The sequence below is a fragment of the Mesorhizobium sp. P2_E7 genome (assembly GCF_056403855.1).
Genome location: NZ_JBFUER010000007.1, coordinates 115035 through 139337, shown reverse-complemented (window position 1 = coordinate 139337; position 24303 = coordinate 115035). Strand labels below are relative to the sequence as shown.

At 64.0% G+C, this 24303-nt stretch carries 20 protein-coding genes; 8 read left to right on the top strand and 12 right to left on the bottom strand.

All coding sequences use genetic code 11. The features are described from left to right. The first annotated feature begins 227 nt into the window (after window positions 1–227). On the top strand, window positions 228–1607 hold the full coding sequence (locus AC1DYC_RS27315) for an MFS transporter (RefSeq protein ID WP_477410813.1): 1380 nt from the start codon (window positions 228–230) through the stop codon (window positions 1605–1607). Between the two features lie 167 nt (window positions 1608–1774). Here the strand turns inward: AC1DYC_RS27315 and purH are convergent, their stop codons facing one another. The 3 genes from purH to AC1DYC_RS27300 form a co-directional block, all read right to left on the bottom strand. Then, on the bottom strand, window positions 1775–3391 hold the full coding sequence (gene purH / locus AC1DYC_RS27310) for a bifunctional phosphoribosylaminoimidazolecarboxamide formyltransferase/IMP cyclohydrolase (protein WP_477410812.1): 1617 nt from the start codon (window positions 3389–3391) through the stop codon (window positions 1775–1777). A 119-nt stretch (window positions 3392–3510) separates the two neighbouring features. After that, window positions 3511–5235 (bottom strand): heparinase II/III family protein, encoded by a 1725-nt coding sequence (locus tag AC1DYC_RS27305; RefSeq protein ID WP_477410811.1) that lies wholly within the window; start codon window positions 5233–5235, stop codon window positions 3511–3513. Window positions 5236–5452: 217 nt separating this feature from the next. Continuing rightward, the gene (locus tag AC1DYC_RS27300; protein ID WP_477410810.1) at window positions 5453–6295 is read right to left on the bottom strand and encodes a helix-turn-helix transcriptional regulator; all 843 of its coding nucleotides are present in this window, start codon (window positions 6293–6295) and stop codon (window positions 5453–5455) included. A 92-nt stretch (window positions 6296–6387) separates the two neighbouring features. Here AC1DYC_RS27300 and AC1DYC_RS27295 point away from each other — a divergent pair, with 92 nt between their 5' ends. Further along, the gene (locus AC1DYC_RS27295) at window positions 6388–7323 is read left to right on the top strand and encodes a phytanoyl-CoA dioxygenase family protein (RefSeq protein ID WP_477410809.1); all 936 of its coding nucleotides are present in this window, start codon (window positions 6388–6390) and stop codon (window positions 7321–7323) included. Window positions 7324–7346: 23 nt separating this feature from the next. Here AC1DYC_RS27295 and AC1DYC_RS27290 read toward each other — a convergent pair whose 3' ends face one another. Together AC1DYC_RS27290 and htpX are read right to left on the bottom strand one after the other, a co-directional pair. Then, window positions 7347–8732 (bottom strand): RsmB/NOP family class I SAM-dependent RNA methyltransferase, encoded by a 1386-nt coding sequence (locus AC1DYC_RS27290; RefSeq protein ID WP_477410808.1) that lies wholly within the window; start codon window positions 8730–8732, stop codon window positions 7347–7349. Further along, window positions 8723–9733: a zinc metalloprotease HtpX gene (gene htpX / locus AC1DYC_RS27285; RefSeq protein ID WP_477410807.1), complete on the bottom strand. Its 1011-nt coding sequence runs from the start codon at window positions 9731–9733 to the stop codon at window positions 8723–8725. Before htpX ends, AC1DYC_RS27290 begins: the two co-directional genes overlap by 10 nt. A gap of 105 nt (window positions 9734–9838) precedes the next feature. Between htpX and AC1DYC_RS27280 the strand changes: the two genes are divergently transcribed. Then, the gene (locus AC1DYC_RS27280; RefSeq protein WP_477410806.1) at window positions 9839–10060 is read left to right on the top strand and encodes a DUF1674 domain-containing protein; all 222 of its coding nucleotides are present in this window, start codon (window positions 9839–9841) and stop codon (window positions 10058–10060) included. 8 nt (window positions 10061–10068) lie between these two features. Here AC1DYC_RS27280 and AC1DYC_RS27275 read toward each other — a convergent pair whose 3' ends face one another. Beyond that, window positions 10069–10734: an HAD-IA family hydrolase gene (locus AC1DYC_RS27275; RefSeq protein ID WP_477410805.1), complete on the bottom strand. Its 666-nt coding sequence runs from the start codon at window positions 10732–10734 to the stop codon at window positions 10069–10071. A 186-nt stretch (window positions 10735–10920) separates the two neighbouring features. On the opposite strand from AC1DYC_RS27275, the gene AC1DYC_RS27270 reads away from it, so the two are divergent. The 3 genes from AC1DYC_RS27270 to AC1DYC_RS27260 all read left to right on the top strand — a co-directional run bounded on the left by AC1DYC_RS27270 (window position 10921) and on the right by AC1DYC_RS27260 (window position 15075). After that, on the top strand, window positions 10921–11790 hold the full coding sequence (locus tag AC1DYC_RS27270) for a transglutaminase-like domain-containing protein (protein ID WP_477410804.1): 870 nt from the start codon (window positions 10921–10923) through the stop codon (window positions 11788–11790). A gap of 288 nt (window positions 11791–12078) precedes the next feature. After that, the gene (locus tag AC1DYC_RS27265) at window positions 12079–13440 is read left to right on the top strand and encodes a TadE/TadG family type IV pilus assembly protein (RefSeq protein WP_477410803.1); all 1362 of its coding nucleotides are present in this window, start codon (window positions 12079–12081) and stop codon (window positions 13438–13440) included. 366 nt (window positions 13441–13806) lie between these two features. Continuing rightward, entirely contained in the window at window positions 13807–15075 is a 1269-nt protein-coding gene (locus AC1DYC_RS27260; RefSeq protein WP_477410802.1) for a class I SAM-dependent methyltransferase, read from the top strand. Window positions 15076–15105: 30 nt separating this feature from the next. Here the strand turns inward: AC1DYC_RS27260 and AC1DYC_RS27255 are convergent, their stop codons facing one another. Together AC1DYC_RS27255 and acs are read right to left on the bottom strand one after the other, a co-directional pair. Continuing rightward, window positions 15106–15849 (bottom strand): MOSC domain-containing protein, encoded by a 744-nt coding sequence (locus tag AC1DYC_RS27255; protein ID WP_477410801.1) that lies wholly within the window; start codon window positions 15847–15849, stop codon window positions 15106–15108. An 8-nt stretch (window positions 15850–15857) separates the two neighbouring features. Further along, on the bottom strand, window positions 15858–17813 hold the full coding sequence (gene acs, locus AC1DYC_RS27250) for an acetate--CoA ligase (protein WP_477410800.1): 1956 nt from the start codon (window positions 17811–17813) through the stop codon (window positions 15858–15860). Between the two features lie 302 nt (window positions 17814–18115). Between acs and AC1DYC_RS27245 the strand changes: the two genes are divergently transcribed. Continuing rightward, the gene (locus AC1DYC_RS27245; RefSeq protein WP_192254962.1) at window positions 18116–18388 is read left to right on the top strand and encodes an usg protein; all 273 of its coding nucleotides are present in this window, start codon (window positions 18116–18118) and stop codon (window positions 18386–18388) included. 33 nt (window positions 18389–18421) lie between these two features. Here the strand turns inward: AC1DYC_RS27245 and AC1DYC_RS27240 are convergent, their stop codons facing one another. From AC1DYC_RS27240 to AC1DYC_RS27230, 3 genes are all read right to left on the bottom strand, one after another. Further along, a complete protein-coding gene (locus AC1DYC_RS27240; protein ID WP_477410799.1) occupies window positions 18422–19456 on the bottom strand; it encodes an aldo/keto reductase in 1035 nt (344 codons plus the stop codon). Between the two features lie 44 nt (window positions 19457–19500). Beyond that, window positions 19501–20790: an SGNH/GDSL hydrolase family protein gene (locus AC1DYC_RS27235; protein WP_477410798.1), complete on the bottom strand. Its 1290-nt coding sequence runs from the start codon at window positions 20788–20790 to the stop codon at window positions 19501–19503. Window positions 20791–20854: 64 nt separating this feature from the next. Beyond that, window positions 20855–22048, bottom strand: a complete 1194-nt coding sequence (locus AC1DYC_RS27230; protein ID WP_477410797.1) for an MFS transporter — start codon at window positions 22046–22048, stop codon at window positions 20855–20857. A 126-nt stretch (window positions 22049–22174) separates the two neighbouring features. Here AC1DYC_RS27230 and AC1DYC_RS27225 point away from each other — a divergent pair, with 126 nt between their 5' ends. After that, window positions 22175–23083, top strand: coding sequence for a LysR family transcriptional regulator (locus tag AC1DYC_RS27225; RefSeq protein WP_477410796.1), 909 nt, complete (start codon window positions 22175–22177; stop codon window positions 23081–23083). 54 nt (window positions 23084–23137) lie between these two features. Here AC1DYC_RS27225 and AC1DYC_RS27220 read toward each other — a convergent pair whose 3' ends face one another. Further along, window positions 23138–24187, bottom strand: coding sequence for an aldo/keto reductase (locus AC1DYC_RS27220; RefSeq protein ID WP_477410795.1), 1050 nt, complete (start codon window positions 24185–24187; stop codon window positions 23138–23140). Window positions 24188–24303: the final 116 nt, after the last annotated feature.

The following is a 24303-nucleotide window of genomic DNA, read 5'->3' as shown; positions in this document are numbered from 1 at the left end:
AGCGGTCGGAGAGGGGGCTTCGTAGGGCGAGGCCTGTATAATCAACCCGAGCGTAGGGCGGCGCTTTTCCCCCTCTCCGTCTCGGCTTCGCCGAGCCACCTCTCCCCCACTCCGTGGGGGCGAGGAACCCAAGGCCAATGGCCGGCGGCGTGACGCTTGTTTGTTTGCAAGACAATGCGAAACATGCAGACATGGCGCCCGATACGGGCGGAGCAGGGATCTTCAGCATGGCGGCGGTGGAAACAGTGCAGCGGGCATCGGGACGCGGCATCTGGGGATGGATGTTGTTCGACTGGGCGGCGCAGCCATTTTTCACCGTCGTCACCACCTTCATCTTCGGCCCGTATTTCGTTTCGCGCATGGCCAGCAATCCCGAAAGCGGCCAGGCGGCCTGGGGCTATGGTATCGCCGCCGCGGGTCTGGTCATCGCCGTTCTGTCGCCGATCCTCGGCTCGATCGCCGACCAGACCGGCCCGCGCAAGCCATGGATCGCCTTCTTCGCCTCGATCAAGATCATCAGTCTTTGCCTGCTGTGGTTCGCCGCACCCGGCTCAAGCCTTTTCCTGGTGGTGCTATTCTTCTCGCTCGCTTCGGTGGCAGCGGAATTCTCGACCGTGTTCAACGATTCGATGATGCCGCGCCTGGTGCCGAAGAGCGAGATCGGCCACATCTCGAATATGGCCTGGGGCCTCGGCTATCTCGGCGGCATGATCGCGCTGATCTTTGTCGTCACCTGTCTGGCGGGCTCGGCGGAGACCGGCAAGACGATCATTGGCATAGACCCACTGTTCGGGCTTGATCCGAAACTCGGCGAGGACGCGCGCGCCACCGGGCCGCTGTCGGCAGGCTGGTATTTGCTGTTTATCCTGCCGATGTTCTTTTTCACGCCGGACGCCATCAAAGGCATTCCGATTGGGCCGGCGGTACGCGAAGGCCTGTCGGAGCTTAAGTCGACCCTGACCGAAGTGCGCCAGCGCAGAGGGATCTTCCGTTTCCTTGTCGCCCGCATGATCTATCAGGACGGCGTCAACGCGCTGCTCGCTTTGGGCGGCACCTTTGCTGCGGCGATGTTCCACTGGTCGATCACCGAGATCGGCATGTTCGGCATCATCCTCAATGTCGTCGCCATTGTCGGCTGCCTGGTTGCCGCTTGGCTGGACACCGCGCTCGGCTCCAAGACCATCGTGATGATTTCGCTCGTCATGCTCAGCCTAGCCACCATCGGCATCGTCTCGACCGGACCTGGCTACACGCTGTTCGGCGCCTGGATGATGCCGGGAGCCGATAGCGGAGGCCTGTTCGGCACGGCGGCGGAAAAGGCCTACATCTTCTATGGCCTGCTGATCGGGCTGGCCTTCGGGCCGGTGCAGGCATCGTCGCGCTCCTACATGGCGCGTAGCGTCACAGCCGCAGAATCCGGCCGCTATTTCGGCATTTATGCGCTGGCCGGTAGGGCGACGAGTTTCCTGGCACCGTTCATGGTGGCGTCGATCACGCTCGCCAGCGGCTCAGCGCGACTGGGCATGGCTGCCATCGTGCTATTCCTGGGCGTAGGCATAGCGATCTTGATCAAGACGCCATATCCGGCGGATCAGCCGGTGGAATAGCTCCACTTTCCCTTCCCCCCTTGTGGGGGAAGGTGGCCGAGCGAAGCTCGGACGGATGAGGGGTGTTCCAGGGAATGCCGACGTCTCACTCCGCTGGAACACCCCTCATCCGTCTCGGCGCTATCGCGCCGATCCACCTTCTCCCACAGGGGGAGAAGGAAGAGGCGCTAGTGCCTGAAATGCCTCACGCCCGTAAACACCATCGCAATGCCATGCGCATCGGCGGCAGCGATGACGTCGTCGTCGCGCATCGAGCCGCCCGGCTGGATCACCGCCGTGGCGCCGGCTTCGATGGCTGAGATCAGCCCGTCGGCAAAGGGGAAGAAGGCGTCGGAAGCGACCACCGAGCCTTTGGTCAGCGGTTCGGCGAGGCCTGCCGCTTCCGCCGCATCGAGCGCCTTGCGGGCGGCGATGCGCGAGGAATCGACGCGGCTCATCTGGCCGGCGCCGATGCCGACGGTGGCGCCGTCCTTGGCGTAGACGATGGCGTTCGACTTGACGTGCTTGGCGATGCGGAAGGCGAATTTCAGGTCGGCCAGTTCAGCTGCCGTCGGCGCGCGCTTGGTCACCACCTTGAGTTCGAGATCATCGACCACCGCATTGTCGCGACCCTGGACGAGCATGCCGCCGGCGACGGACTTGACCGTGGTGCCGGCAGAACGTGGATCGGGCAGGCCGCCGGTGACCAGCAGGCGCAAATTCTTCTTGGCGGCAACGATGCGGACGGCGTCTTCCGAGGCATTCGGCGCGATGATTACTTCGGTAAAGGTTTTCACAATCTCCTCGGCCGCTTCGGCGTCGAGGATGCGGTTCATGGCGACAATGCCGCCAAAGGCAGAGACCGGGTCGCAAGCCAGCGCCCTGGCATAGGCCGCCGTCAGCGAAGCGCCTTCGGCGACGCCGCACGGGTTGGCGTGCTTGATGATGGCCACCGCTGCGCAGCGGTTGGGATCGAACTCGCCGACCAGTTCGAAGGCGGCGTCGGTGTCGTTGATGTTGTTGTAGGATAGCTGCTTGCCCTGCAGTTGGCGGGCCGTGGCGACGCCCGGACGCTTGTCGCCATTGAGGTAGAAACCGGCGCTCTGATGCGGGTTCTCGCCATAGCGCATGACGCTCTCCAGCCGGCCGCCCAAGGCACGCCAGGTCGGATGCTCGATCTCCAGCGTCTCGGCGAACCAGCCGGAGATCGCCGCATCGTAGCTGGCGGTGCGGGCAAAGGCCTTGGCCGCGAGCTTCTTGCGGAAATCCAGTGACAGCGAGCCGATGTTCATCTCCAGCGCATTCAGCACCGCGGCATAGTCGCCGGGATCGGTGACGATGGCGACATAGGCGTGGTTCTTGGCCGAGGCGCGGATCATTGCCGGGCCGCCAATGTCGATGTTCTCGACAATCGCGGCATAGTCGGCGCCGGAGCGGCGAACCTCCTCGAACGGGTAGAGGTTGGAGACGAGGAGATCGATCGGCTCGATGCCGTGATCGTGCATCGCCTTGGTATGCTCCGGATCGTCGCGCACGCCGAGCAGCGCGCCATGCACGGACGGATGCAGCGTCTTGACGCGGCCGTCCATGATCTCGGGAAAGCCGGTCAGTTCGGAGACATCGCGCACGGCGAGCCCTGCCTCGGCGATCGCTTTTGCCGTGCCGCCGGTCGAGACCAGCTCGACGCCGGCCGCGGCCAGGCCCCTGGCGAAGTCGATCAGGCCGGTCTTGTCGAAAACCGAAAGCAGCGCGCGGCGGACCGGAACGAGGTCGGGTGCCGGAATGTTCTTGGCGGCGACGGCCATGGGCTGGCGGCCTTTCAGGGCTGATTGGAGAGCGTTGCCGGGCCGTAGCACATGAGGTCAGGAAATCAAGCAGGAAGGTCGGGCCGGAAGCTCGATCAAGCCGGCGCCGGCAATGACGCTCAGTTGTTTTCGGGGTAGCCGGCGATGCGGGTGCGCGTCAGCTGCCAATGGACCTCGGCAATCTCGGACGCCTTGAACGCCAGCATGATCTGGCGGCAGCGGCGCGGGCCGCCAAGGCCGGCGAAATAGATCGATTCCTCCACTTCCGGCGCCACTTCGGTGCAGGTGAACACCCAAGTGTCGGCCTGGTCGGCGGTCAGCACCAGACGGTCATGCTCGTCCTGCAAAAGGTTGATGTCGGGATGAATGTGGAAGCGCACCACGACGAAGTCGCGGCCATTGTTGCGGATGGCGGCGCCGCCGGGACGCAGAAAGCGGTCCCTGCCGGCAAGCACATTGCCCTCGCTCGACAGTTTCATCTCGCGCTCATGCAGGAAGCCGAAGCGCTGGATATAGCCGTCATGGCGGGCGATGAAGCCTTGCGTGCCCTTCTGGTCGATGCGCTTGCACGGCACCTGCTGAGGGCCACCCAGCAGCGGTGTACCGAGCAGGTCGTTGACGCGCAGCGAATGGGAAAACCGCGCCGACGAGGTGTCGTTGATGGTGGCGGTCGAATGCGCCGCGGTGGCGCGCGCCAGCGGCCGGAATTCGGCGGCGCCATAGGTATCGATACCGGCATTGACGACATAGTGCTGGCGGCCGGAAGACAGCTCGAAGGCCAGGCACCCGGCATGCGCGGCGTTGGACACGTCGACGGGCGGCGACGCGCCTGTGTCGGCAATGACCGTCACGCCACCCATCGACAGCCGCTCATAGCCGGAATGCGGCGCGTGCAGCAGCGGCGCGCCGGCGGTGTCGTCATGGCGCAATATGGTGGCGATGCGGTCGTGGATGGTGGCGCCCATGCCGTTGAAGCGGGCGAGGCTGCCGTCCTGGTGGCGGAAGAAGCGCAGCGCCGGCAGCATGCGGTCGATGGCGCCCATAAGGGCTGCCGGCGGCGTTTCGGCCTGGTTGGCATAGGTCTGGCGCAGCGGCAGAAGGTCGGCGAGCAGTTCGAGCACGGCCATCGGGTTGCGCGAAATATGGCCGCCGTCGGGAAGGATCTGGCGGTCGAGTTCTTCCGCCAGATTGCGGGTGGCGCCGCGCAGCGCCGAGGCAGGCGCCGGCAGCGACAAGGCGGCGAAAGCCAGCGCAATGCGGGCGCGCAGCCTGTCCTTGCCGTCCGGCATTTCGCGCGCCATCGAGCGGAGGTAGCGGATCTGCACGGCGAGCGATTTCAGGAAGGCGCGATAGAACGGAAATTCGGCCCCTTGTAGGACAACCGAGGAATGTTGCAGCCAGGCGATGACTCGCTTTGCCGTGGTTCCCGGTTCCCAGGCGATGCCGGAAATCTGGTTGCCGTGCATGGCGATCCAGTCGGAAACCAGCGCACGGGCATTGGCGGCGGCAAGCTCGGTGCCGGCGGCGCGCATGTGGCGCAGCCAGCGGAAACCGTGCAGCGTCTTTACCCAGCCGCGATTGGGCACGTCGATCTGGAACGGCGATTTGCCGCCGGTTTCGACCAGATGGCCCGACAAAGGATAGCGGCCATAATAGATTTCGAGCGCGATCTGCGGGTCGGCGAGCCTGAGGTCCGGCGGCGCAATCAGGACGCGCTCCGGCGTGCGTCCGGAATAGCGCCAGCGATAGACTGGCCCTGCGCGCAGGCGCCTGCGCGTCTTGCGCCAAAACTCCTTGGCGACAAGCGTCCACAGACGTGTCGTACTGCCGGCAGCCAGTGCCAAAACCCCTCCTCGTCACCTAGTGATAGAGCACGATGTTGTCCGAAAACCGCGTCACATTTTTCGGCATCATGCTCCAGTACCCCAGCACAAGCTTATATGATTCAAGAACTTATGCGAAGTCGAATTCGGCCGACGTGAAGGGCTTCACGCTCCCCGCGGCCGACCCACCCCGAAAAAAGTCGAGCGATTTCCGGGGCTAAGCCCGACAATCCAGCGCTCACTTGCGGTTGTGGCGAGATCGAAACTCGCTCGGCGAACAGTTCTCGCGATCGCGAAACAGGCGGGAGAAGTAGAAGGCGTCGTGGATGCCGACGGCGGCGGCGATGGATTCAATCGACGAATCGGAAGCGGCCAGCATCTGCTTGGCGCGGTCGAGCCGAATGCGCAGTTGAAAGGCCTTGGGTGACATGCCAGCAGCCAGCGCGAACCTGCGGCGCAAGGTTGCCGGCGACATCCCGAATTTCGCGGCAAAGGCGTCGAGATCGACCGAATCGCAGGCACAGCGGCGCAATTCGTTGATGATGGGCTCGATGTCGGCGGCACCGTTAAGCTCCGGATCCCGTTGGCGGTTGATCCGATCCGCCGCCTGCCGGGCGGCGCGCACGACGATGCGATGCATCGTGGCAACGGCTTCCGCCTGGCTAAGCACCGTATCGATCGACAGCTCGCTGTGCAGCGTGTCAAACAGACGCTGCATCTCGCTGAGATCGCTTAGCCGAACGACAGGGGTGTCCTCGGTGATCAGCCGCAACCGGGTGAAGTCGCGCGTCAGGGCGCCGTCGAAGAGCGCCCAGCGTTCCAGCCAGCCCGATGCGTCCGGTCCATAGGAATGCGTTTTGCCGGGAAACAGCCAGAACAGGGCAGGTGCCTCGACCGCCTGCCTGCCGCCGGCTTTGGTTTCCAGCCAGCCTTGCCCGCCCTCGACCAGCACCACGGCAAAATCCGGCAGTTTGCGCGCGGTGATTGCCTGCGCGACCCGATGTCGGCCACTCCCGGTTACCGACAGGCCGCCGGCGGCGGCCGGCGCCGATCTGTAGAGCGCGAAATCACGATCGGTCATGAGCGAAAAGTCCAGCTCTTTGTTCTGTCCATGGTGAGGGTGATGGCAGGCATGGCACTGCTAGCCGAGATCACAGACCATGGGTGACTGAAATGTCAAGATCGACAAGCGGAGCGCAGCTCGAGGACACTGTTCCTCCGATCACTTTAATCGCCAACGGCAAGACATTGTCGACGGCGCCGAACCGGTTGGGCTATCTCTCGCCAACCGACCCCAAGGTCGGCATCGAGACGATCCACAAGCTCTTTGCCGAGCAGGGCTACGTCTGGCTGAAAGGCCTGCTGCCGCGCCGTGACGTGATCGATTTTCGCGGCTGGGTGTTTTCGCATCTGGCCGATACCGGGCTGCTGCAACCCGGCTGCGATCCCGCGCTCGGCATAGCAGCCAGCGGTGTATTCGACCGCCAGCTCGCCGACCGCCGGTTGATGGCGCTGGTTCGCTCCACCGCCTATGAAGGCTTTTGCGCACAGCCGCAGATGGCGCGGCTCATGGATGCGTTTGTCGGCGGGCTGTCCTACTTGCACAAGCGCAAGCTCATGCGCTTCACCCAGCCCGGCACGACTGTCGCGACGCCGGCGCATTACGACCTCGTCTATCTGCGCGGCGGCACCAGCCGCATCGTCACGGCCTGGATTCCGATCGGCGACGTTTCCGTCGACATGGGCGGTCTGGTCTATCTCGAGGGCTCGCACGCGATCGGCCTCGACATGGAGGCCCGGTTCAATAGGGACAATGCCGGGCTCAGCCCGGAAGAGCGCATCAGCGCCTTTAACAAAAACATGAGCGAGGGTGGCTGGGTGTCAAAGGATCTGCCCGATATGGCGGAGCGGTTCGACACGCGCTGGCTGATCGCGGATTTCGAGGCGGGCGATGTCGTTCTGCACTCGCCCTACATGATCCACGCTTCGACGACCAACCAGAGCTTGGAGGGGCGAATCCGGCTCTCCACCGATATCCGCTACCAGAATGTCGACGATGAAATCGATGCGCGATGGGCCAACCACTGGAGTCTGGACGACATGCTTTAGGGCGTGTCGTCGCGTCGGAGGTGTCAGGCCAAACGCCGCATGCGGGCGGCGAAGAAACCGTCCAGGCCGGAAATGCCGGGCGAGCCGAGATCGAGATCGGCTGGTGTGGTGCGCAGCGTGCCCTGGCTGGTCAGGAAAGAATCGAGGCCAGCGATCTCGCCCGGCCGCAGCGGATCGTCGGCGATCGTTTTGTTGCCGGCGAGGAAGGCGCGGTGCAGCTCTTCGCCTTCGATCGGGTCGAGCGAGCAGTTGGAAAAAACAATCCGACCGCCCGGTTTGACCAGGGTGACGGCGCGCGCGAGCAGCCTTGCCTGCAGGTCGGCGAGCTTTTCGACGTCGGCCATGGTCTTCGTCCACGGCACATCGGGGTGGCGCCGCACCGTGCCGGTGGAGGAGCATGGTGCGTCGAGCAGGACGGCGTCGAACAGTTCCGCCGGCTGGTATTTCAGCAGATCGGCCTGGACGATTTCCGCCGACAGGCCGAGACGTTCGAGGTTCTGTGTCAGCCGCGCCAGCCGGTTTTTCGATGTGTCGACGGCGGTGACTTTTGCGCCGGCAAGGATCAGCTGGGCGGTCTTGCCGCCGGGGGCGGCGCAGAGGTCGGCGACGCGCAGGCCACTGACATCGCCGAACAGCCGCGCCGGAAAACTGGCGGCGGCGTCCTGGACCCACCAGGCGCCTTCCTCAAACCCGGGCAATTCGGTGACGGAGGCACTCAGCTTCTCCACCCGGATCGTGCCGGTCGGCAGCACGATGCCACCGAGCTTTTCGGCCCACAGTTCGGGATCGGCCTTGACCGTGAAGTCGACTGGCGCCTCGACGCGGTGCGCGGCGAGAATCTGCTTCGTCTTCTCGGCGCCATAGGCGGCCATCAGCCGGTCGGAAAACCATTTTGGCGCTTCGTCGGTGGCGGCGAGCGCGGCAGGCAATTCCGTGTCCTTGGCCCGCGCCAACGTGCGCAGCACGCCGTTGACGAGGCCGGAGAAACGCTGCGTGCGCGGATCGGATTTGGCGTGGGTCACGGCCAAATCGACGGCGGCGCTGTCGGGAATGTCGAGGAACAGGATCTGCGCCGCCGCTACATGGAGGATATGCGAAAGCGCCGTGGCGTTGGGTGGCAGCGGCTTTTGAAGGCGGCGGGCGAGGAGCCCGGCAATGGTCATGCGGTAGCGCAGCGCGGTCACCAGTATGGCGCGCACCAGGCCGCGGTCGCGCAGGTCGAGCGCCTTGTATTGCGGATGGCCGTTCTCATGATCGGTCAGCCCGTCCAGCGGCGTGCGCGCATCGATGACGGCGGCGAGCAGCCGCGCCGCCGCCTTGCGCGCGGCAAGGCCGGCGACGGATTCGTCCGAGCTGTCTTCGCGATTGCCTGAATGTACGGGCCGGCTTCCGGCGCCGCTCACGACCACGGACCTTTGGGTCCGGTCGGGTTGCGGCCCCACGGATTGGACTTTGGCTTTGTCGGCTCGGGCTGCGCTGCCTTGCCCCATGGGCCTTGCTGGGTATCCGCCTGCAAGTCTTCCGCCGGCTCGGGCGTCGGCGCCTGGCGCGGCGCGGGCTGGCTGCCGGCCATGTCGCGCGCCATCGCCTGCAGCGCGGCGATGCGGTTGTCGGTATTCGGGTGGGTCGAAAACAGGCTGTCCATGCGCTCGCCGTGAAGGGGATTGATGATGAAGAGATGCGCGGTCGCGGGGTTGCGTTCGGCATCCGGGTTGCGGATGCGTTCGGCGCCGCGGGCGATCTTGTCAAGGGCAGACGCCAGCCAAAGCGGATTTCCAACGATTTCGGCGCCGCGCCGGTCGGCTTCGTATTCGCGCGTGCGGCTGACCGCCATCTGCACGATCATGGCGGCAAAGGGCGCCACCAGCATCGCCACCAGCACGCCGACAAAGCCGAACGGGTTGTTGTTGCGGTTGCCACCGAAGAAGAAGGCGAAATTGCCGAGCATCGAGATCGCGCCGGCGAGCGTCGCGACAATGGTCATGGTCAGCGTGTCGCGGTGCTGGATGTGGGCGAGCTCATGCGCCATGACGGCTGCCACTTCCTCATGCGAAAGGCGTTCCAGCAGCCCGGTCGAGGCTGCGACGGCAGCATTTTCGGGATTGCGGCCGGTGGCGAAGGCATTGGGCTGCGGGTTGTCGATCAGATAGGTTTTCGGCATCGGCAGGCCGGCCTGCTTGGCCAGCGCCTCGACGATGGCATAGAATTCGGGCGCATTCTTCGCGTCGACCTCGACGGCGTTGTTCATCCTCAGCACCATCTTGTCGGCGTTCCAGTAGCTGAACAGATTCATACCGGCGGCGAGCAGGAAGGCGATCATCATGCCGCCGGTGCCGCCGATCAGAAAGCCGACGCCCATGAACAGCGCCGTCATCGCGGCCAGAAGCATGGCGGTGCGTAGCGTGCTCATCGTCTGCTCCGTTTGCGGCCGTGGCAAAAAGGGGTCGATCCGGGTGTCATCATCGCTATATGATGGGAAACGCCGCCTCTCGTTTCAATCCGCCGGAAATATCGCATGACCGACGAACCCAGCAAAGCCGACGCCGATCCGGATGGTGTTGCGCCTCCGAAGGACCTGACACCCGCCGCCCGTCGCGCGCTGGCCGAAGCCAAGGCGCGCCATGAAGCGTATCGCCAGAAGGAAACCTCGATGCCGAAGGAACTCGGCGGCCGTGGCGGCAAGGAGCCTGGCCGCTACGGCGACTGGGAGGTGAAAGGTCTGGCTACGGACTTTTAGGCGCTGTGCTAAGCCGCGCTGCGTTGCGCCTCCAGCGACATCCAGCCGCTGTCGTCGATGGCAATGGAAACGGCGTCGTAGCCTGCAATCGCATTATGCTGCGTCGCCATTGGGTGCTGGTGTGTGGCGCTGATCACCATCACTGACGCGCCCGCGGCTTCCGCCGCGGCGATGCCGGCTGGCGCATCCTCGAAGACCAGGCAGTCGGCGATATCGACGCCGAGCCGTTTTGCCGCCAGCAGAAAACAGTCGGGTGCCGGCTTGCCATGGGAAACATCCTCGCCCGCGACCATCAGGGCGGGAACCCGGATGCCGGCGGCCTGCATGCGCAGTAGCGCCAGCGGGCGCGGCGCCGAGGTCACGATCGCCCAGCGCTCGGCCGGCAACGCGTTGAGAAACGGCACGGCGCCAGCGATCGGCAGCACGCCTTCGACATCGTCCGATTCGGCCTGCAACAGCACCAGCGCCTCGTGGACCGGATCGACGCCGGGAAGCGCCAGCCTGGTAATGGTCTCGACCGCGCGTACGCCATGGATCGTCGGCAGGAAGGCTTCGACGTCGAGGCCGTGCTTACGCGCCCACGCCGCCCAGACGCGCTCGGCCGAAGCAATCGAATTGAGCACCGTGCCGTCCATATCGAAGAGGAAGGCGGCGAATTTTCTGCCTGCAAACATCAAATTTTTCCAAAGGGTTTTCGGGAGCGTTTCGGGGAGGGTCAAAACCTGTCGTTCGACGGTAACGCCATGGCGCCTGCCTGGGAAGGCGCGGGGCAGTCTTTTCGATCGCTCCAGGGAACCATGATCCCGCTTCTGGCGTTTGAACCAAACTGTCTTCCACGACGAAATGACGGGGGAATCGCCATGCTGATCCGGCTCGGCTACGAAATCGCCATTGAATGCACCGATGCCACGCCGGTCATCTCGCTGCTCGAAATCCACAGGGAACGGCAAGCCGACATCAAGCGGCAGACGCGCGTGCTGACCTCGCCTTCGGTGCCGAGCAAGGTCTATCACGACCTGTTCGGCAATGCCTGCCGCCGCTTTGTCGCGCCTGCCGGCAATTTCCGCATCCTCTACGACGCTGCCGTCGAGGACAGCGGCGAGCCCGATGCGGTCAACGCGCTGGCCAGGGAAGTGCCGGTGGCGGAACTGCCGGACGATGTGCTCGGCTATCTCCTTGGCAGCCGCTATTGCGAGACTGATCACCTGAGCGGTCTGGCCTGGCAGCTTTTCGGCCATCTGCCGTCCGGTTGGACGCGGGTGCAGGCGATCGTCGACTATGTCCATAACCGGCTGTCCTTCGGCTATGGCTATGCCCGTCCGACGCGCACCGCCGCACAGGCGCATGAGGAGCGCGTCGGCGTCTGCCGCGACTTCGCCCATCTGGCGATTACGCTGTGCCGTTGCATGAACATCCCGGCCCGCTATGTGAACGGCTATCTCGGCGATATCGGCGTGCCGGTCGATCCGGCACCGATGGATTTTTCGGCCTGGATGGAAGTCTACCTCGACGGCAAGTGGTACACGTTCGACCCCCGCCACAACACGCCCAGGATCGGCCGCGTCGTCATTGCGCGCGGCCGCGACGCGACAGACGTGCCGCTGCTGCACAGTTTCGGTCCGCATCGGCTCAGCCTGTTCAAGGTCTGGACCTATGAGCAGGAAGGCAAGCTGTTCAATCCGCCCTATCACGGCGTCGACAAGACTGTCAGCGCGCACATGCTCGCGTAGAGCGGTTCGCGATGGGGATTCTGATCCGCTTCGACACACGGCATCGTACGGACATCTGTGCCGGATCGGGACCGGGATTCGGCACGCGGCGGATCATGGTAAGCACTTCGTAAACGAAGTCGCTTCGGTGAATTTCTGTTTACCGGTTGTTCACCTTGCGGCGATGCCGAACTCAGCAAAAACAACAGTTTGACCGATGGCTGGCTGCTTTAGCGGAGGCAACCGCGCGATCGGGCCGGAATCCTGCATTGGCCCCCACACGGCGACGAGGCCGAGGGGAGCTAACAGATGCGGAATTACGAAGGTCTGGTTCATGCGGCTGGCACTTTCACCAGGGATCGCGGCGGAAGTTTTGCGGTGCTGTTCGGCCTTGCCGCTTCGGTCCTGGCGCTCGGCGTCGGCTTTTCCGTCAACATCTCCCAGATCTACAACGCCAAATCGAGCCTGCAGGGCGTGGTCGATGCCGCTGTCACCTCGACCGCACGCGACCTGACAACCGGGGTGATCAGGGAAGCCGACGCCAACAAGTCGGTGCAGGCCTTTCTCGACGCCAACAGCATGGCCGGCATACTGCAGGCCAACCAGATCGTTCTCGACAAGCTGACTGTCGACAGGACCGCCAATACGGTCACGGCCGACGCACACGCTGATGTCGCGCTCTACTTTCCGCTGTTCAGCATCGGCGACATGCAACGTGTCGGCGCTTCGACCACGGCGCTCTATTCCGACAAGACCATCGAAGTTTCGATGATGCTCGACGTCACCGGCTCGATGGCCGGCCAGAAGATCAAGGATTTGAAGGCAGCGGCAAGCAATGCCATCGATGCGTTCCTCGCCGGCCAGGACATGTCGAAGCCGCGGGTGCGCGTCGCCATCGTGCCCTACGCCAATTCGGTCAATGCCGGCACGCTTGCCGCCAGCAGCGTATTTGTCGAAACCAAGGCCAGCCAGCGCAAACAGGCTCCGGCCAATGACGACCCGCAGGCCGTCTCGTCATCGGCGCGGCCCGACAACTGTGCCACCGAGCGCAAGGGCGCCAACCAATATACGGATGCCGGCCCCGATGTCGGCATGGTCAATCGCGATTATTTGCTGTCGTCATTCGCGCTGAACACCGGAACGGCGGCCTGCCCGGCCGCCGCGCTGATGCCGCTGACGGCCGACGCCAACGCGCTCAAGAGCGTGATCAAGAATTTCGCCGCTTCGGGCGGCACCGCCGGCCATATCGGCGTGCAATGGGCCTGGTACATGCTGTCGGAAAACTGGGGCAGCGTGATGAAGGCATCGCAGCGGCCAGCCAAGATGGATCCGAAGAAGGTCGCCAAATTCGCGATCCTGATGACCGACGGCGAGTTCAACCTGTCCTATTTCGACGCCAACACGGTCAATGACGTCTACAACGACGCCGGCAAGGAACCGACCCGGACGGCAGCCAAGACCTTGTGCGGCGCGATGCGCAACAAGGGCATCGAGATCTTCACCATCGGCTTCGATCTCACCGAGAAGAACGCCAAGGCGACCTTGCAGGATTGCGCCAGCCCAGACACCGGCAACATCAAGCATTTCTACCAGGTTGCCAGCGGCACCGAACTCAATGATGCCTTCCAGGCCATTGCCCGCAACATCGAGAATCTGGCGGTGACCAAGTAGCGCGTCGGTTGGCTGCAAAGGAAAAGGCCGCCGCTTCTTGACGAAGCCGGCGGCCTTCCGTGTTTCCGTCCATGGCGCGGCCGATGGCGGCGACCGAAGTCACCCACCGCGCTTCTCGCGCCTTAACGGGAAGACTGCTTCCCGAAAGTGCAATCCGCTGAGGCCACGTTCTGGAAAACGAAATCACTCGACATCGGATCACCTCCTTTCGATTTGTTGAACACGACAGAGATGATGGGGTGCGTCGCAGCAAAAGACAAGATGCCGGTTTGAAATAGCCGGCGGGCTGGCTTTCCCGCGCCGGGTTGCGAACGGACGCCGGGGCGGGCAAACTCCCGCTGGGGGACCAGCATTCGGAGGAATGGCATGGAGGCAGCGGAAAAGGCCGCGCGCATCGTGCGAACGGTGATCGAAACGCTGAAGCCGGGTTTTGCGGTCAGGCTGTGGACCGGCGAGCGCATCGGCCCCGCCACCGGGCCGGTGCTCACCATCAACGACCAGGACATTGTCTGGCGGGTGGTGAAGCGGCCGTCCTTGTCGACGCTGATCGAGATGTGGATTTCCAAGACGATCGACATCGAAGACGGGACGATTTTCGATTTCTACGCCCTGCCGTCGCAAGGCAAGCTCAGAACCAAGATCAAGTCACTGCCCAAGTTGGCGATCCTGCGCGACCTGCCGGCGGTGCTTTTGTCACGCAAGCAGATGAGTGCGCGAACCGATCTGTCGGGGCGCAATCCCTATGTCAGCGGATCGAGCCAGGAAGCGATCCAGCATCACTACGACATTTCGAATGCCTTCTACCGGCTGTTCCTCGACGAGCGCATGGTCTACAGCTGCGGCTATTTCACGGATTTCGCCAACGGCATCGACCAGGCGCAGGCCGACAAGCTCGACCACATCTGCCGCAAGCTGCGGCTAAAGCCTGGCGAAAAGCTGCTCGACATCGGCTGCGGCTGGGGCGCCATGCTGATCCATGCGGCGAAGCATTACGGCGTCGTCGGCCATGGCGTCTCGCTGTCGCAGGCCCAGACCGACCTTGCCCGCGAGCGCATCCGCGCCGAAGGGCTGGAAGATCGCATCACCATAGAGATCAAATCCTATGCCGATCTCACCGGCTCCTTCGACAAGATATCGTCGATCGGCATGTTCGAGCATCTCGGGCTTGCCAACCACGCCACCTATTTCAAGACCGTCCATCGCCTGCTGAAACCGGGCGGCATCTATCTGCACCACGCCATCACAAGGCGCAGCAAGGGCGACTTGAAGAAAACCCTGCGCAAGGGGCCGGAGTTCAAAGCGCTGCTCAAATACATCTTCCCCGGCGGCGAACTCGACACGATCGGCATGACGCTCGGCAATTTCGAGGCGCATGGCTTCCTGGTCTACGACGTCGAGAATTTGCGCGAGCACTATGCGCGCACCTGCCGGCTGTGGGCCGAGCGGCTGCAGGCTCGCTTCGACGAGGCGGTCGCCGAGGTCGGCGAGGCCAAGGCGCGGCTGTGGCTGCTCTATCTCACCGGCTGTTCGATCACCTTCGAGCGCGCCTCGGCGCAGATTTTTCAGACTGTCGTCACCAAACGCGCGCGCGGCCCGAGCGGCCTGCCGCCGACACGGGCGGATTTGTATCGTTAGTGATGTGTCTGATCCGGGGCTGGCCCGGCGCTAATCCTGAACGAGCCGCATCGGCGCGCCGATCTCGACGCTGGCTGGCCTGTCCACCGTGCAATAGACGCCGAGATTATGGGCGTTGTGGCGGACCAGATTGCGCAGGATGCCGGGATCGTGGTCGAAGCCGTCCTGGCTGATGATGGTGAAGCCGCAGCGGCGGCATGGCGCGGAAATGGTCAGCAGCAGGTCGCCGATGGCAAGCTTGCGGCCGATGCATTCGGTCTCGGGAAACGAGCCTTCGACCGCCGCCATGTCGACGACGATGTTGGGGCGGAAGCGGCGCGGGTCGGGTGTGCCTTCCGGATGCAGCGCCTTCAGCCGCGCCAGCGATGCAGTGGTCAAGAGATGGATCGGCGCCTTGTGGTAGCGCTCGGCGGTCAGCGGGCCGGTGTAGCCGGGCGCGTTATCCTGGCTGAACGGCCGGATCGAGGCGGCGAAGCCGAGATAGGCCGAGATGGCGCGGTCGCATTCGGCACCTGGTGCTGTCAGCCAGTCGCCATCGGGAACGGCGATTTCCAGCTGCGGGTCGTTGCTCAGCCTTGTGCGGATGCGCGGCACCTTGTGCCATTTCGCATCGCGATCGGGCCGCGCGATCTCGTTGTCCGAGACATCGACGAGGCCGAACAGTCGGTCACCGCCGATGGTCTCAAGGCCGACCGAAATGACGTCCCGGCGCTCGCCGGCAAGCGAGCTTGCCGGGTAACGCCAGAGCTCCGTAACCGCCCCCAGTGCAGTCATCAAACGGGTCAGCTCTTCTTGTTCTGGCGGTTGGCGATGAGGTCGTCGACCACCGCCGGATCGGCGAGTGTCGACGTGTCGCCGAGCGCGGAAAAATCATCCTCGGCGATCTTGCGCAGGATGCGGCGCATGATCTTGCCGGAACGGGTTTTCGGCAGGCCGGGAGCGAACTGGAGCTTGTCGGGCGACGCGATGGCGCCGATCTCCTTGCGGACATGGGCGACGAGCTCCTTGCGCAGCTCCTCGCTCGGTTCCACCCCTTTCATCAAGGTGACGTAGCTGTAGATGCCCTGGCCCTTGATGTCGTGGGGATAGCCGACGACTGCGGCCTCCGAAACCTTGTCATGGCTGACCAGTGCCGATTCGACTTCCGCCGTACCCATGCGGTGGCCGGAGACGTTGATGACGTCGTCGACGCGGCCGGTGATCCAGTAATAGCCATCGGCGTCGCGCCGGCAGCCGTCGCCGGTAAAGTATTTGCCCTTGTAGGTGGAGAAATAGGTCTGCACGAAGCGGTCGTGGTCGCCATAGACGGTGCGCATCATGCCCGGCCAGGAATCGGTGATGCAGAGATTGCCGTCGGCGGCACCCTCGAGCACCTTGCCCTCGCCGTCGACCAGCTGCGGCTTGACGCCGAAGAAGGGCCGCGTCGCCGAGCCGGCCTTGAGGTCGGTGGCGCCGGGCAGCGGTGTGATCAGAATGCCGCCGGTTTCGGTCTGCCACCAGGTGTCGACGATCGGCACCTTGCCGTTGCCGACGACGTTGAAATACCACTGCCAGGCTTCCGGGTTGATCGGCTCGCCGACCGAGCCCAGCACGCGCAGCGATTTGCGCGATGTCTTCTTCACCGGTTCGTCGCCGGCGCCCATCAGCGCGCGCAGCGCCGTCGGCGCGGTGTAGAAGATGTTGACCTTGTGCTTGTCGATGACTTCCCAGAAGCGCGACTGCGAAGGGTAGTTCGGCACACCCTCGAACATCAGCGTGGTGGCGCCGTTGGCGAGCGGGCCATAGACGATGTAGCTGTGGCCGGTGACCCAGCCGACATCGGCGGTGCACCAGTAGATGTCGCCGTCATGGTAGTCGAAGACATACTGGTGCGTCATCGAGGCATAGACGAGATAGCCGGCGGTGGTGTGCAGCACGCCCTTCGGCTTGCCGGTCGAGCCCGAGGTGTAGAGGATGAACAGCGGATCCTCGGCCTTCATCTTCTCCGGCTTGCAGTCGCCCTTCACCGTGGCGATCTCGTCATGATACCAGACGTCGCGGCCCTGGACCCAGCCGGTCTTGCCGCCGGTGCGGCGCACGACAACCACTTTTTCGACCTTGGTGCCGGCCTTGGCCGCGATCTCGACCGCCTTGTCGGTGTTTTCCTTCAGCGGGATCGTCTTGCCGCCGCGCAGGCCCTCATCGGCGGTGATGACGAAGGTCGACTTGCAGTCGTCGATGCGGCCGGCCAGCGCGTCCGGCGAAAAGCCGCCGAAGACGATCGAGTGGATGGCGCCGATACGCGTGCAGGCCAGCATCGCATAGGCCGCTTCCGGGATCATCGGCATGTAGATGGTGACGCGGTCGCCCTTCTTGACGCCGTGCTTCTTCATCACGTTGGCCAGCCGGCAGACGTGCTCGTAAAGCTCGTTGTAGGTGACCTTCTTGTCGTCGTAGGGATTATCGCCTTCCCAGATGATGGCAGTCTGGTTGCCCCGCTTCTTCAGATGGCGGTCGATGCAGTTGTAGGAGACGTTGGTCTCGCCGTCCTCGAACCATTTGATCGAGACCTTGCCATCGAAGGAGGTGTTCTTGACCTTGCTGAACGGCTTGAACCAGTCGATGCGCTTGCCGTGCTTGCCCCAGAACTTGTCCGGATTCTTCACGCTGTCGGCGTACCACTTGAGGTAAGTGTCGTTGTCGATCAGCGCGTTCTTCTTCCACGCCGGCTGGACGCGGTGGACATGAACCTCGGACATTTCTGGCATTCCTCCCGAACCGTTCCGTCGGCTTGGCGCCAACGGTTTCACGGCGACGCAGCCGCGAATTCGGCGGCATTATTAACAGTTCCGCGCTGACGGCAACATTAGACGTTGGATTCGCGCGGCGGGATGCCGCAGCCGTGGATTTGGCGGCTGTCAGCACTCTGCCAAGGTCGCTGCTAACTGCATGTTTTAGCGTAGAAAATGCCCGCGACGATCAAAAAAAATCAATAGACAGTTAAGCAAGTGAGCGCAGAATCCAACATTGGGAGGAAAGGAGATCGACGCAGGGGGCTGCAATGCGTGACCATGCCGAAATGGACTTGATGCTCAAAGGCTATGGGCTGACCACGGCCAAGATTCTCTATCACTTCCCCGATCACCCGCACCTGCTGCAGAGCTTCATCTGGCAGGACTACGACCTCGCACCGAAATTTCCGGTGCTGATCCGCTTCATCGAATTCTGGAAGGCCGAGCTCGACGGCCCGCTGCATTCGGTGACCTACACGCACCAGAAGCTGATCGCACCGAACGAATGGCGCAAGGTCGATGGGGAGTTCGTGCTGCATTGAGCGGCGGCAAAGCCGTTCAATGAAGAGCGAGGTTCACACCACCGGCGGATTGAGCCGGGCGAACCCTTCCTGGCGGCGGTAGGGGAAGTACGGGTAGGGTGCGGTGACTTCGCTTGCCGCGTCGAGTTTCTTCACCTGCTCCGGCGTCAGCGCCCAGCCGACAGCGCCAAGGTTCTGGCGCAGCTGTTCCTCGTTGCGGGCGCCGATGATAACCGACGAAACCGTCGGGCGCTGCAGCAGCCAGTTGATGGCGATCTGTGGAACGGTCTTGCCGGTCTCTTGCGACACCGCGTCGAGTGCATCCATGACCCGATAGAGATGCTCGTCGGCGACCGGCGGGCCGAAATCGGCGGTGTCGTGCAGCCGGCTCTTTTCCGGCAGGGGCTGGCCGCGGCGGATCTTGCCGGTCAGGCGGCCCCAGCCGAGCGGGCTCCACACCAGCGCGCCGACGCCCTGGTCGAGGCCGAGCGGCATCAATTCCCATTCATAGTCGCGGCCGACCAGCGAATAGTAGACCTGGTGCGCGGCGTAGCGCGGGTAGCCATGCCTGTCGGCTTCAGCCAGCGACTTCATCACTTGCCAGCCGGAGAAGTTGGAGACGCCGACATAGCGCAGCTTGCCTGAGCGCACGAGGTCGTCCAGCGTCGACAGCACTTCCTCGATCGGCGTGCCGGCATCGAAGGCGTGCAACTGCAACAGGTCGATGTAATCGGTGCCCATGCGCTTCAAGGAGGCGTCCACGGCCTTGATCAGGCGCGAGCGCGACGAACCGCAATCGGCCGGCCCGTCGCCCATCGGCAAAGACGTCTTGGTCGAGATAAGCACCGCGTCGCGGCGGCCTTTGATGGCCTCGCCCAGCACTTCCTCGGAGGCACCGTTCGAATAGACATCGGCCGTGTCGAACAGATTGACGCCGGCCTCGAGGCAGATGTCGATCAGCCGCCGTGCCTCCTTGGCGTCGCTGTTGCCCCAAGCGCCGAACAGCGGGCCGGAGCCGCCGAAGGTGCCGGCGCCGAAGGAGAGTGCCGGGACCTTGAGGCCCGATGCGCCGAGACGTCGGTAATCCATTTATTTGTCCTTTCAAGTGCGAGCCGAAGCAGTGGATGCGTCGCTCAGTTTTTGACCAGTGTGGCAAGGTCGATGGCGTCGGCCATGGCCTGGTTTCCCTTGTCGCCTGGATGCAGGTGGTCGCCGGAATCGAATTCGGGCAGCAGGCGTGTCGGATGCGCCGGATCGCGCAGAAGGAGGTCGAAGTCGACCACGGCATCGAAGGCGCCGCTGGTGCGGATCCAGTCGTTGACTTTCTGGCGCAGCGCATCCTTTTCCGGAGTGTAGTAGGCATCAAGCGGCGTTCCGCTCAGCGCGCCTTCGAAGGGCGTCAATGTGGCGCCGACAATGCTGAGATTGTGGGCGTGGGCCTGGGCGGCGAGCTGCAGATAGCCGCTTGTCAAGGTTTCGAAGGTGGGCAGGGATTTTTCCTGCACGAAGGGCGTACCTGGCCAGCTGATGTCGTTGATGCCGATGAGCAGGATCACCGCCTTGGCGCCGGGCTGGGCCAGGACATCGCGGTCGAAGCGGGCGGATGCCTTCACGCCCATGGCGTCGTCCAGCAGCCTGGCGCCGGATATGCCGGCGTTGAGCACCGCCACCTGTTTCGGGGCGAGGCGCGCGGCCAGGAAATCGGGCCAGCGGTTGTCGGCATCCAAAGTGGCGCCATTGCCGTCGGTTATCGAATCGCCGATGGCGATGACGGCGCCGTCATTTGCCGGTGCGTCGACCAGGATTTCGCTGAGCAGGATGCGTGCGTCGGTGGTCTGTGCGGCTGCGAACGCGCCCGAAGCCGTCTGATTGCCGTCGCCGACATAGGCGGTCTGCTTGCCGTCCCAATGGAAGGTGGCGAGCGGCGTTTCCTGCGGCAGATAGACCGACACCGAAAGCCGGCTCAAGGCATCGAGCGGCAGGTCCACCGGGTCGCTGATCAGAGACGTGCCCGGCGCGATTGCGGCCTTGGCCTGTCCGCCAAATGTCAGTACGCGATCCGTGCCGGCGATGATTTTCGACCCTTCACCGGCGACCGCCAAGCGGGCCTCGCCGATCTGGACCGGCGTGGCGGCATACTCGTTCGACAGGACGACACGGACTTTCTCGCCACCAAGGCTGATCCGGACGGTCTGGCGAATGGTCTGGTTCTCAAGCTGCGGCGGTATCTTCACCGGCAAGGCAAAATCGGCGCCCCATGTCGATTGCGGACTGGCCAGCCAGGTGCCAACCCACGCCTGCCTTTCGCCGGCTATCGCCGAATCGACCATCAGCGACGCCGCCAAAGCGAGCGGCACGAGCTTCAAGTGTCTGACCGCATTGGCAAGGATGGCGTAGCGAACCGGATCTCTGCTGTTGGGCACAACGGTCTCTCCTGTTGGTTTCCTGTCTAGGCTTTTGTCGGGGCGGGAGGTTTCGAAGCCGCGGTCACTCCGCAGCGCTTGGGCAGACTGCGACCGGCGCGGATCGCTCGCCGTTTCTGTCGAGACGCAGCGCCAGGGCGGCGACGCCGAGTGCCGCGACTGGCAGCAAAGCGGCGACCCAGGTGAGCGAGCCGAGACCGAGGCCATGGGCAATCACCGCACCGCCAAGCCAGGCGCCGGCGGCATTGCCGAGGTTGAAGGCGGCGATGTTGAAGGACGAGGCGAGGCTCTGGCCCGCACCTTGCGCCTTCTCCAGCACCCACATTTGCAGCGGCGCCACAGTGGCGAAGGCGGCAGCACCGAGCAGGCCGACATAGATGACGGCCAGGACCTGGCTGTGGACGGCGAAGGTCATGGTAGCCAGCACCAGTGCCAGCACGACGAGGCTGCCGACCACAGCCGGCACCAGCCAGCGATCGGCAACCTTGCCGCCAACCAGATTGCCGGCGATCAGACCTCCGCCGAAGACGAGCAGGATCGGCGACACGGCGGCTTCCTTGAAGCCGGTGATCTCGGTCAGCAGCGGGGCAATGTAGGTGAAGACGGCGAAGACGCCGGCATAGCCGAGCACGGTTGTGGCAAGGCCGAGCAGCACCGGCGTGCGGCGCAGCACGGCGAGGTCGGCGCGCAAATTGGTCTTTTCGGGCGCTTCCTTGCTGCGCGGAACCAGAAGAAGGATGACGGCGAAAGCTGCCAGGCCGACCAGGGTTACGGCCCAGAAGCTGGCGCGCCAGCCGAAGGCCTGGCCGAGCCAGGTGCCGAAGGGCACGCCGAGAATGTTGGCGATGGTCAGGCCAGTGAACATCAGCGCGATCGCCGAGGCCTTCTTGTTGGGCGCAACCAGGCCGGTGGCGACCACCGAGCCGACGCCGAAGAAGGTGCCATGGGCAAAGGCGGTGATGATGCGGGCGCCCATCAGCTTCCAGTAATCAGGGGCGATCGCACAGGCGAGATTGCCAAGCGTGAAGATCGCCATCAGCGCCAAAAGCACGGTTTTGCGCGGCCAGTTGCCGGTGGCGATGGTCAAAAGCGGCGCGCCGATGACGACGCCAAGCGCATAGCCGGAAATCAGCTTGCCGGCAGCCGAGATCGAGACGTGGAGATCTTTGCTGACATCGATCAGCAGGCCCATGATGACGAATTCGGTGACACCGATGCCGAAGGCGCCGGCGGCGAGGGCATAGAGAGCAAGAGGCATGGCGGTTTCCACTTCGAAGGCGATAGGCGCCCTGTCCAAACCCGCGCCCCGACCCAAGAGATCGTGTTGCCATGCCTTGTGAACCAGACTTGCCTTAGGCATATTTCCTGTGAAATAGATTCACAGATGGCCAGACCCGACATCAACCGCTCCGGCGAGATCGAAGTGTTCGTGCGCGTCGTCGAGGCGGGCAGCTTTTCGGCGGCCGCTCGTGCCCTGCGCATGACGCCGTCGGCGGTCAGCAAGCTGATCGCGCGGCTGGAGGCCCGGCTTGGTGCGCGGCTGGTCAGCCGCTCGACGCGCAAGCTGCAGCTGACGCCGGAAGGGACGGCCTTCTATGACAGCGGGGTGCGCATCCTGGCCGACATGGCGGCGGCCGAGCGCGAGGCCGCCGTGGGTGCGGCGCCGCGAGGGCGGCTGCGCGTCAACAGCTACGTCCCCTTCGGGGTGCATAGGCTGATCCCGCTGCTGCCACGCTTCCTCGAACGCTATCCCGAGATTTCGGTCGATCTGGTGCTGACCGACAGCGTCATCGACCTGATGGCTGAACGGGCCGATGTCGCGATCCGTGCCGGGCCGCTCGGCGAGTCACGGCTGGTGGCGCGCAAGCTCGGGCAAAGCCGGATGGCGGTCGTTGCCGCACCGTCCTACCTCACCGTTCATGGGACGCCGCAGATACCGGCCGATCTCGACAAGCACAATTGCATGGCTTTCGGCTTTGTCCGGCATGTCGACGGCTGGCAGTTTGTCGACGCAGCCGGCAACGCCATCATGGTGCCCATCACCGGAAACACAGTGGTCAGCGATGGCGAGTCGATGCGGCTGATGGCGGTTGGCGGCGCCGGCATCGCCCGGCTGGCGCATTGGCATGTGGCCGATGACATTGCAGCGGGGCGGCTGGTGGCGCTGCTGAAGGATTTCAATCCCGGTGACGAAGAGCCGACCCACGCCGTCTATGTCGGCCAGGGCCGGCATTTGCCAGCCAGGGTGCGGGCCTTTCTCGACTTTCTGGTCGAGAGCGTGCGGATGAGCTGAAAAGACATTGGGGAGCCGAATGGCTCCCCAAGCATCAGATCGACAGTGGTCGAATTACTTCTTCGGCGTGAACGGCGCCGGGCGGCGGCCGGCGCCCTGGCGTTCCAGCATCCAGCCGGGATATTCGGCCGGCAGCGCGCTGACCTCGTCCAGCTTGGCGAGATCGTCGGCGTCGAGCTTCACCTCGGCGGCGGCAAGGTTCTGTTCCAACTGCTCCATGCGGCTGGCGCCGATGATGACGCTCATGACGAAGGGTTTGGCCAGGACATAGCCGAGCGCGACGGTGGCGACGCTGACGTCGTGCTTTTTGGCGATGTCGCGCATGACGGCGACGGCCGCCCAGGCGCGGTCCTCATTGACCGGCGGGAAGTTGAAGGCGGCACGGCGGCCTTCGCCATTGCCCGGCGCGCCGGGGCCGTATTTGCCCGACAGCAGGCCGCCGGCCATCGGCGACCAGACCATCAGGCCGAGTTTTTCCTCATTGATCAGCGGCACGATCTCGCGCTCGAGGTCGCGGCCGGCGATCGAATAATAGGACTGGATGGTCTCGAAACGGGAGAAGCCCTTGCGCTCGGCAATGCCCAGCGCCTTGGCGATGCGCCAGGCCTGCCAATTGGAAACGCCGACATAACGCACCTTGCAGCTGGCAACGAGATCGTCCAGCGCCCGCAGCGTCTCGTCGATCGGCGTCACCGTGTCGGTGCCGTGCAACTGGTAGAGATCGATATGGTCGAGCTGCAGCCGCTCCAGACTGCCTTCGGCCGAATCCATGATGTGGCCGCGCGACGAGCCGCGCTCGTTCGGACCCTGACCCATGGCGCCATGCACCTTGGTGGCGATGATGACGTCCGAGCGCTTGACGCCGAGATCCTTGAGCGACTGGCCGAGCAGGCGCTCGGACTGGCCGAAGGAATAGACGTCGGCTGTGTCAAAGAAATTGACACCCGCCGCGATGGACCGGGCAACGATGTCGTTGACGCCCTTCTGGTCGAGACTGGCGATCAGGCCCCATTGGGCATTCTCGCCGGCGGCGCCGAAGGTCATGGTGCCGAGGCAAAGTTCGGAGACGAACATCCCCGTATTTCCGAGTTGATTGTAGCGCATGGGTAGCGGCTCCAGCAGATGTGTGATGACGCCAATCAAATAGGAACGGTACGTTTCGTTTCCAGCCGTGGCACAATGATGGGCCCGTGCTGACCCAAAACGCTCGCCGATCTCAA

What these genes read in the sequence shown, in the direction of transcription:
- AC1DYC_RS27240 (WP_477410799.1), bottom strand. Translation starts at nt 19,456, where the DNA reads ATGGATTACCGACGTCTCGGCGCATCGGGCCTCAAGGTCCCGGCACTC.
- purH (WP_477410812.1), bottom strand. Translation starts at nt 3,391, where the DNA reads ATGGCCGTCGCCGCCAAGAACATTCCGGCACCCGACCTCGTTCCGGTC.
- AC1DYC_RS27300 (WP_477410810.1), bottom strand. Translation starts at nt 6,295, where the DNA reads ATGACCGATCGTGATTTCGCGCTCTACAGATCGGCGCCGGCCGCCGCC.
- AC1DYC_RS27220 (WP_477410795.1), bottom strand. Translation starts at nt 24,187, where the DNA reads ATGCGCTACAATCAACTCGGAAATACGGGGATGTTCGTCTCCGAACTT.
- AC1DYC_RS27280 (WP_477410806.1), top strand. Translation starts at nt 9,839, where the DNA reads ATGACCGACGAACCCAGCAAAGCCGACGCCGATCCGGATGGTGTTGCG.
- AC1DYC_RS27225 (WP_477410796.1), top strand. Translation starts at nt 22,175, where the DNA reads ATGGCCAGACCCGACATCAACCGCTCCGGCGAGATCGAAGTGTTCGTG.
- AC1DYC_RS27245 (WP_192254962.1), top strand. Translation starts at nt 18,116, where the DNA reads ATGCGTGACCATGCCGAAATGGACTTGATGCTCAAAGGCTATGGGCTG.
- AC1DYC_RS27315 (WP_477410813.1), top strand. Translation starts at nt 228, where the DNA reads ATGGCGGCGGTGGAAACAGTGCAGCGGGCATCGGGACGCGGCATCTGG.
- AC1DYC_RS27270 (WP_477410804.1), top strand. Translation starts at nt 10,921, where the DNA reads ATGCTGATCCGGCTCGGCTACGAAATCGCCATTGAATGCACCGATGCC.
- AC1DYC_RS27265 (WP_477410803.1), top strand. Translation starts at nt 12,079, where the DNA reads ATGCGGAATTACGAAGGTCTGGTTCATGCGGCTGGCACTTTCACCAGG.
- acs (WP_477410800.1), bottom strand. Translation starts at nt 17,813, where the DNA reads ATGTCCGAGGTTCATGTCCACCGCGTCCAGCCGGCGTGGAAGAAGAAC.
- AC1DYC_RS27255 (WP_477410801.1), bottom strand. Translation starts at nt 15,849, where the DNA reads ATGACTGCACTGGGGGCGGTTACGGAGCTCTGGCGTTACCCGGCAAGC.
- AC1DYC_RS27230 (WP_477410797.1), bottom strand. Translation starts at nt 22,048, where the DNA reads ATGCCTCTTGCTCTCTATGCCCTCGCCGCCGGCGCCTTCGGCATCGGT.
- AC1DYC_RS27275 (WP_477410805.1), bottom strand. Translation starts at nt 10,734, where the DNA reads ATGTTTGCAGGCAGAAAATTCGCCGCCTTCCTCTTCGATATGGACGGC.
- AC1DYC_RS27295 (WP_477410809.1), top strand. Translation starts at nt 6,388, where the DNA reads ATGTCAAGATCGACAAGCGGAGCGCAGCTCGAGGACACTGTTCCTCCG.
- AC1DYC_RS27260 (WP_477410802.1), top strand. Translation starts at nt 13,807, where the DNA reads ATGGAGGCAGCGGAAAAGGCCGCGCGCATCGTGCGAACGGTGATCGAA.
- htpX (WP_477410807.1), bottom strand. Translation starts at nt 9,733, where the DNA reads ATGAGCACGCTACGCACCGCCATGCTTCTGGCCGCGATGACGGCGCTG.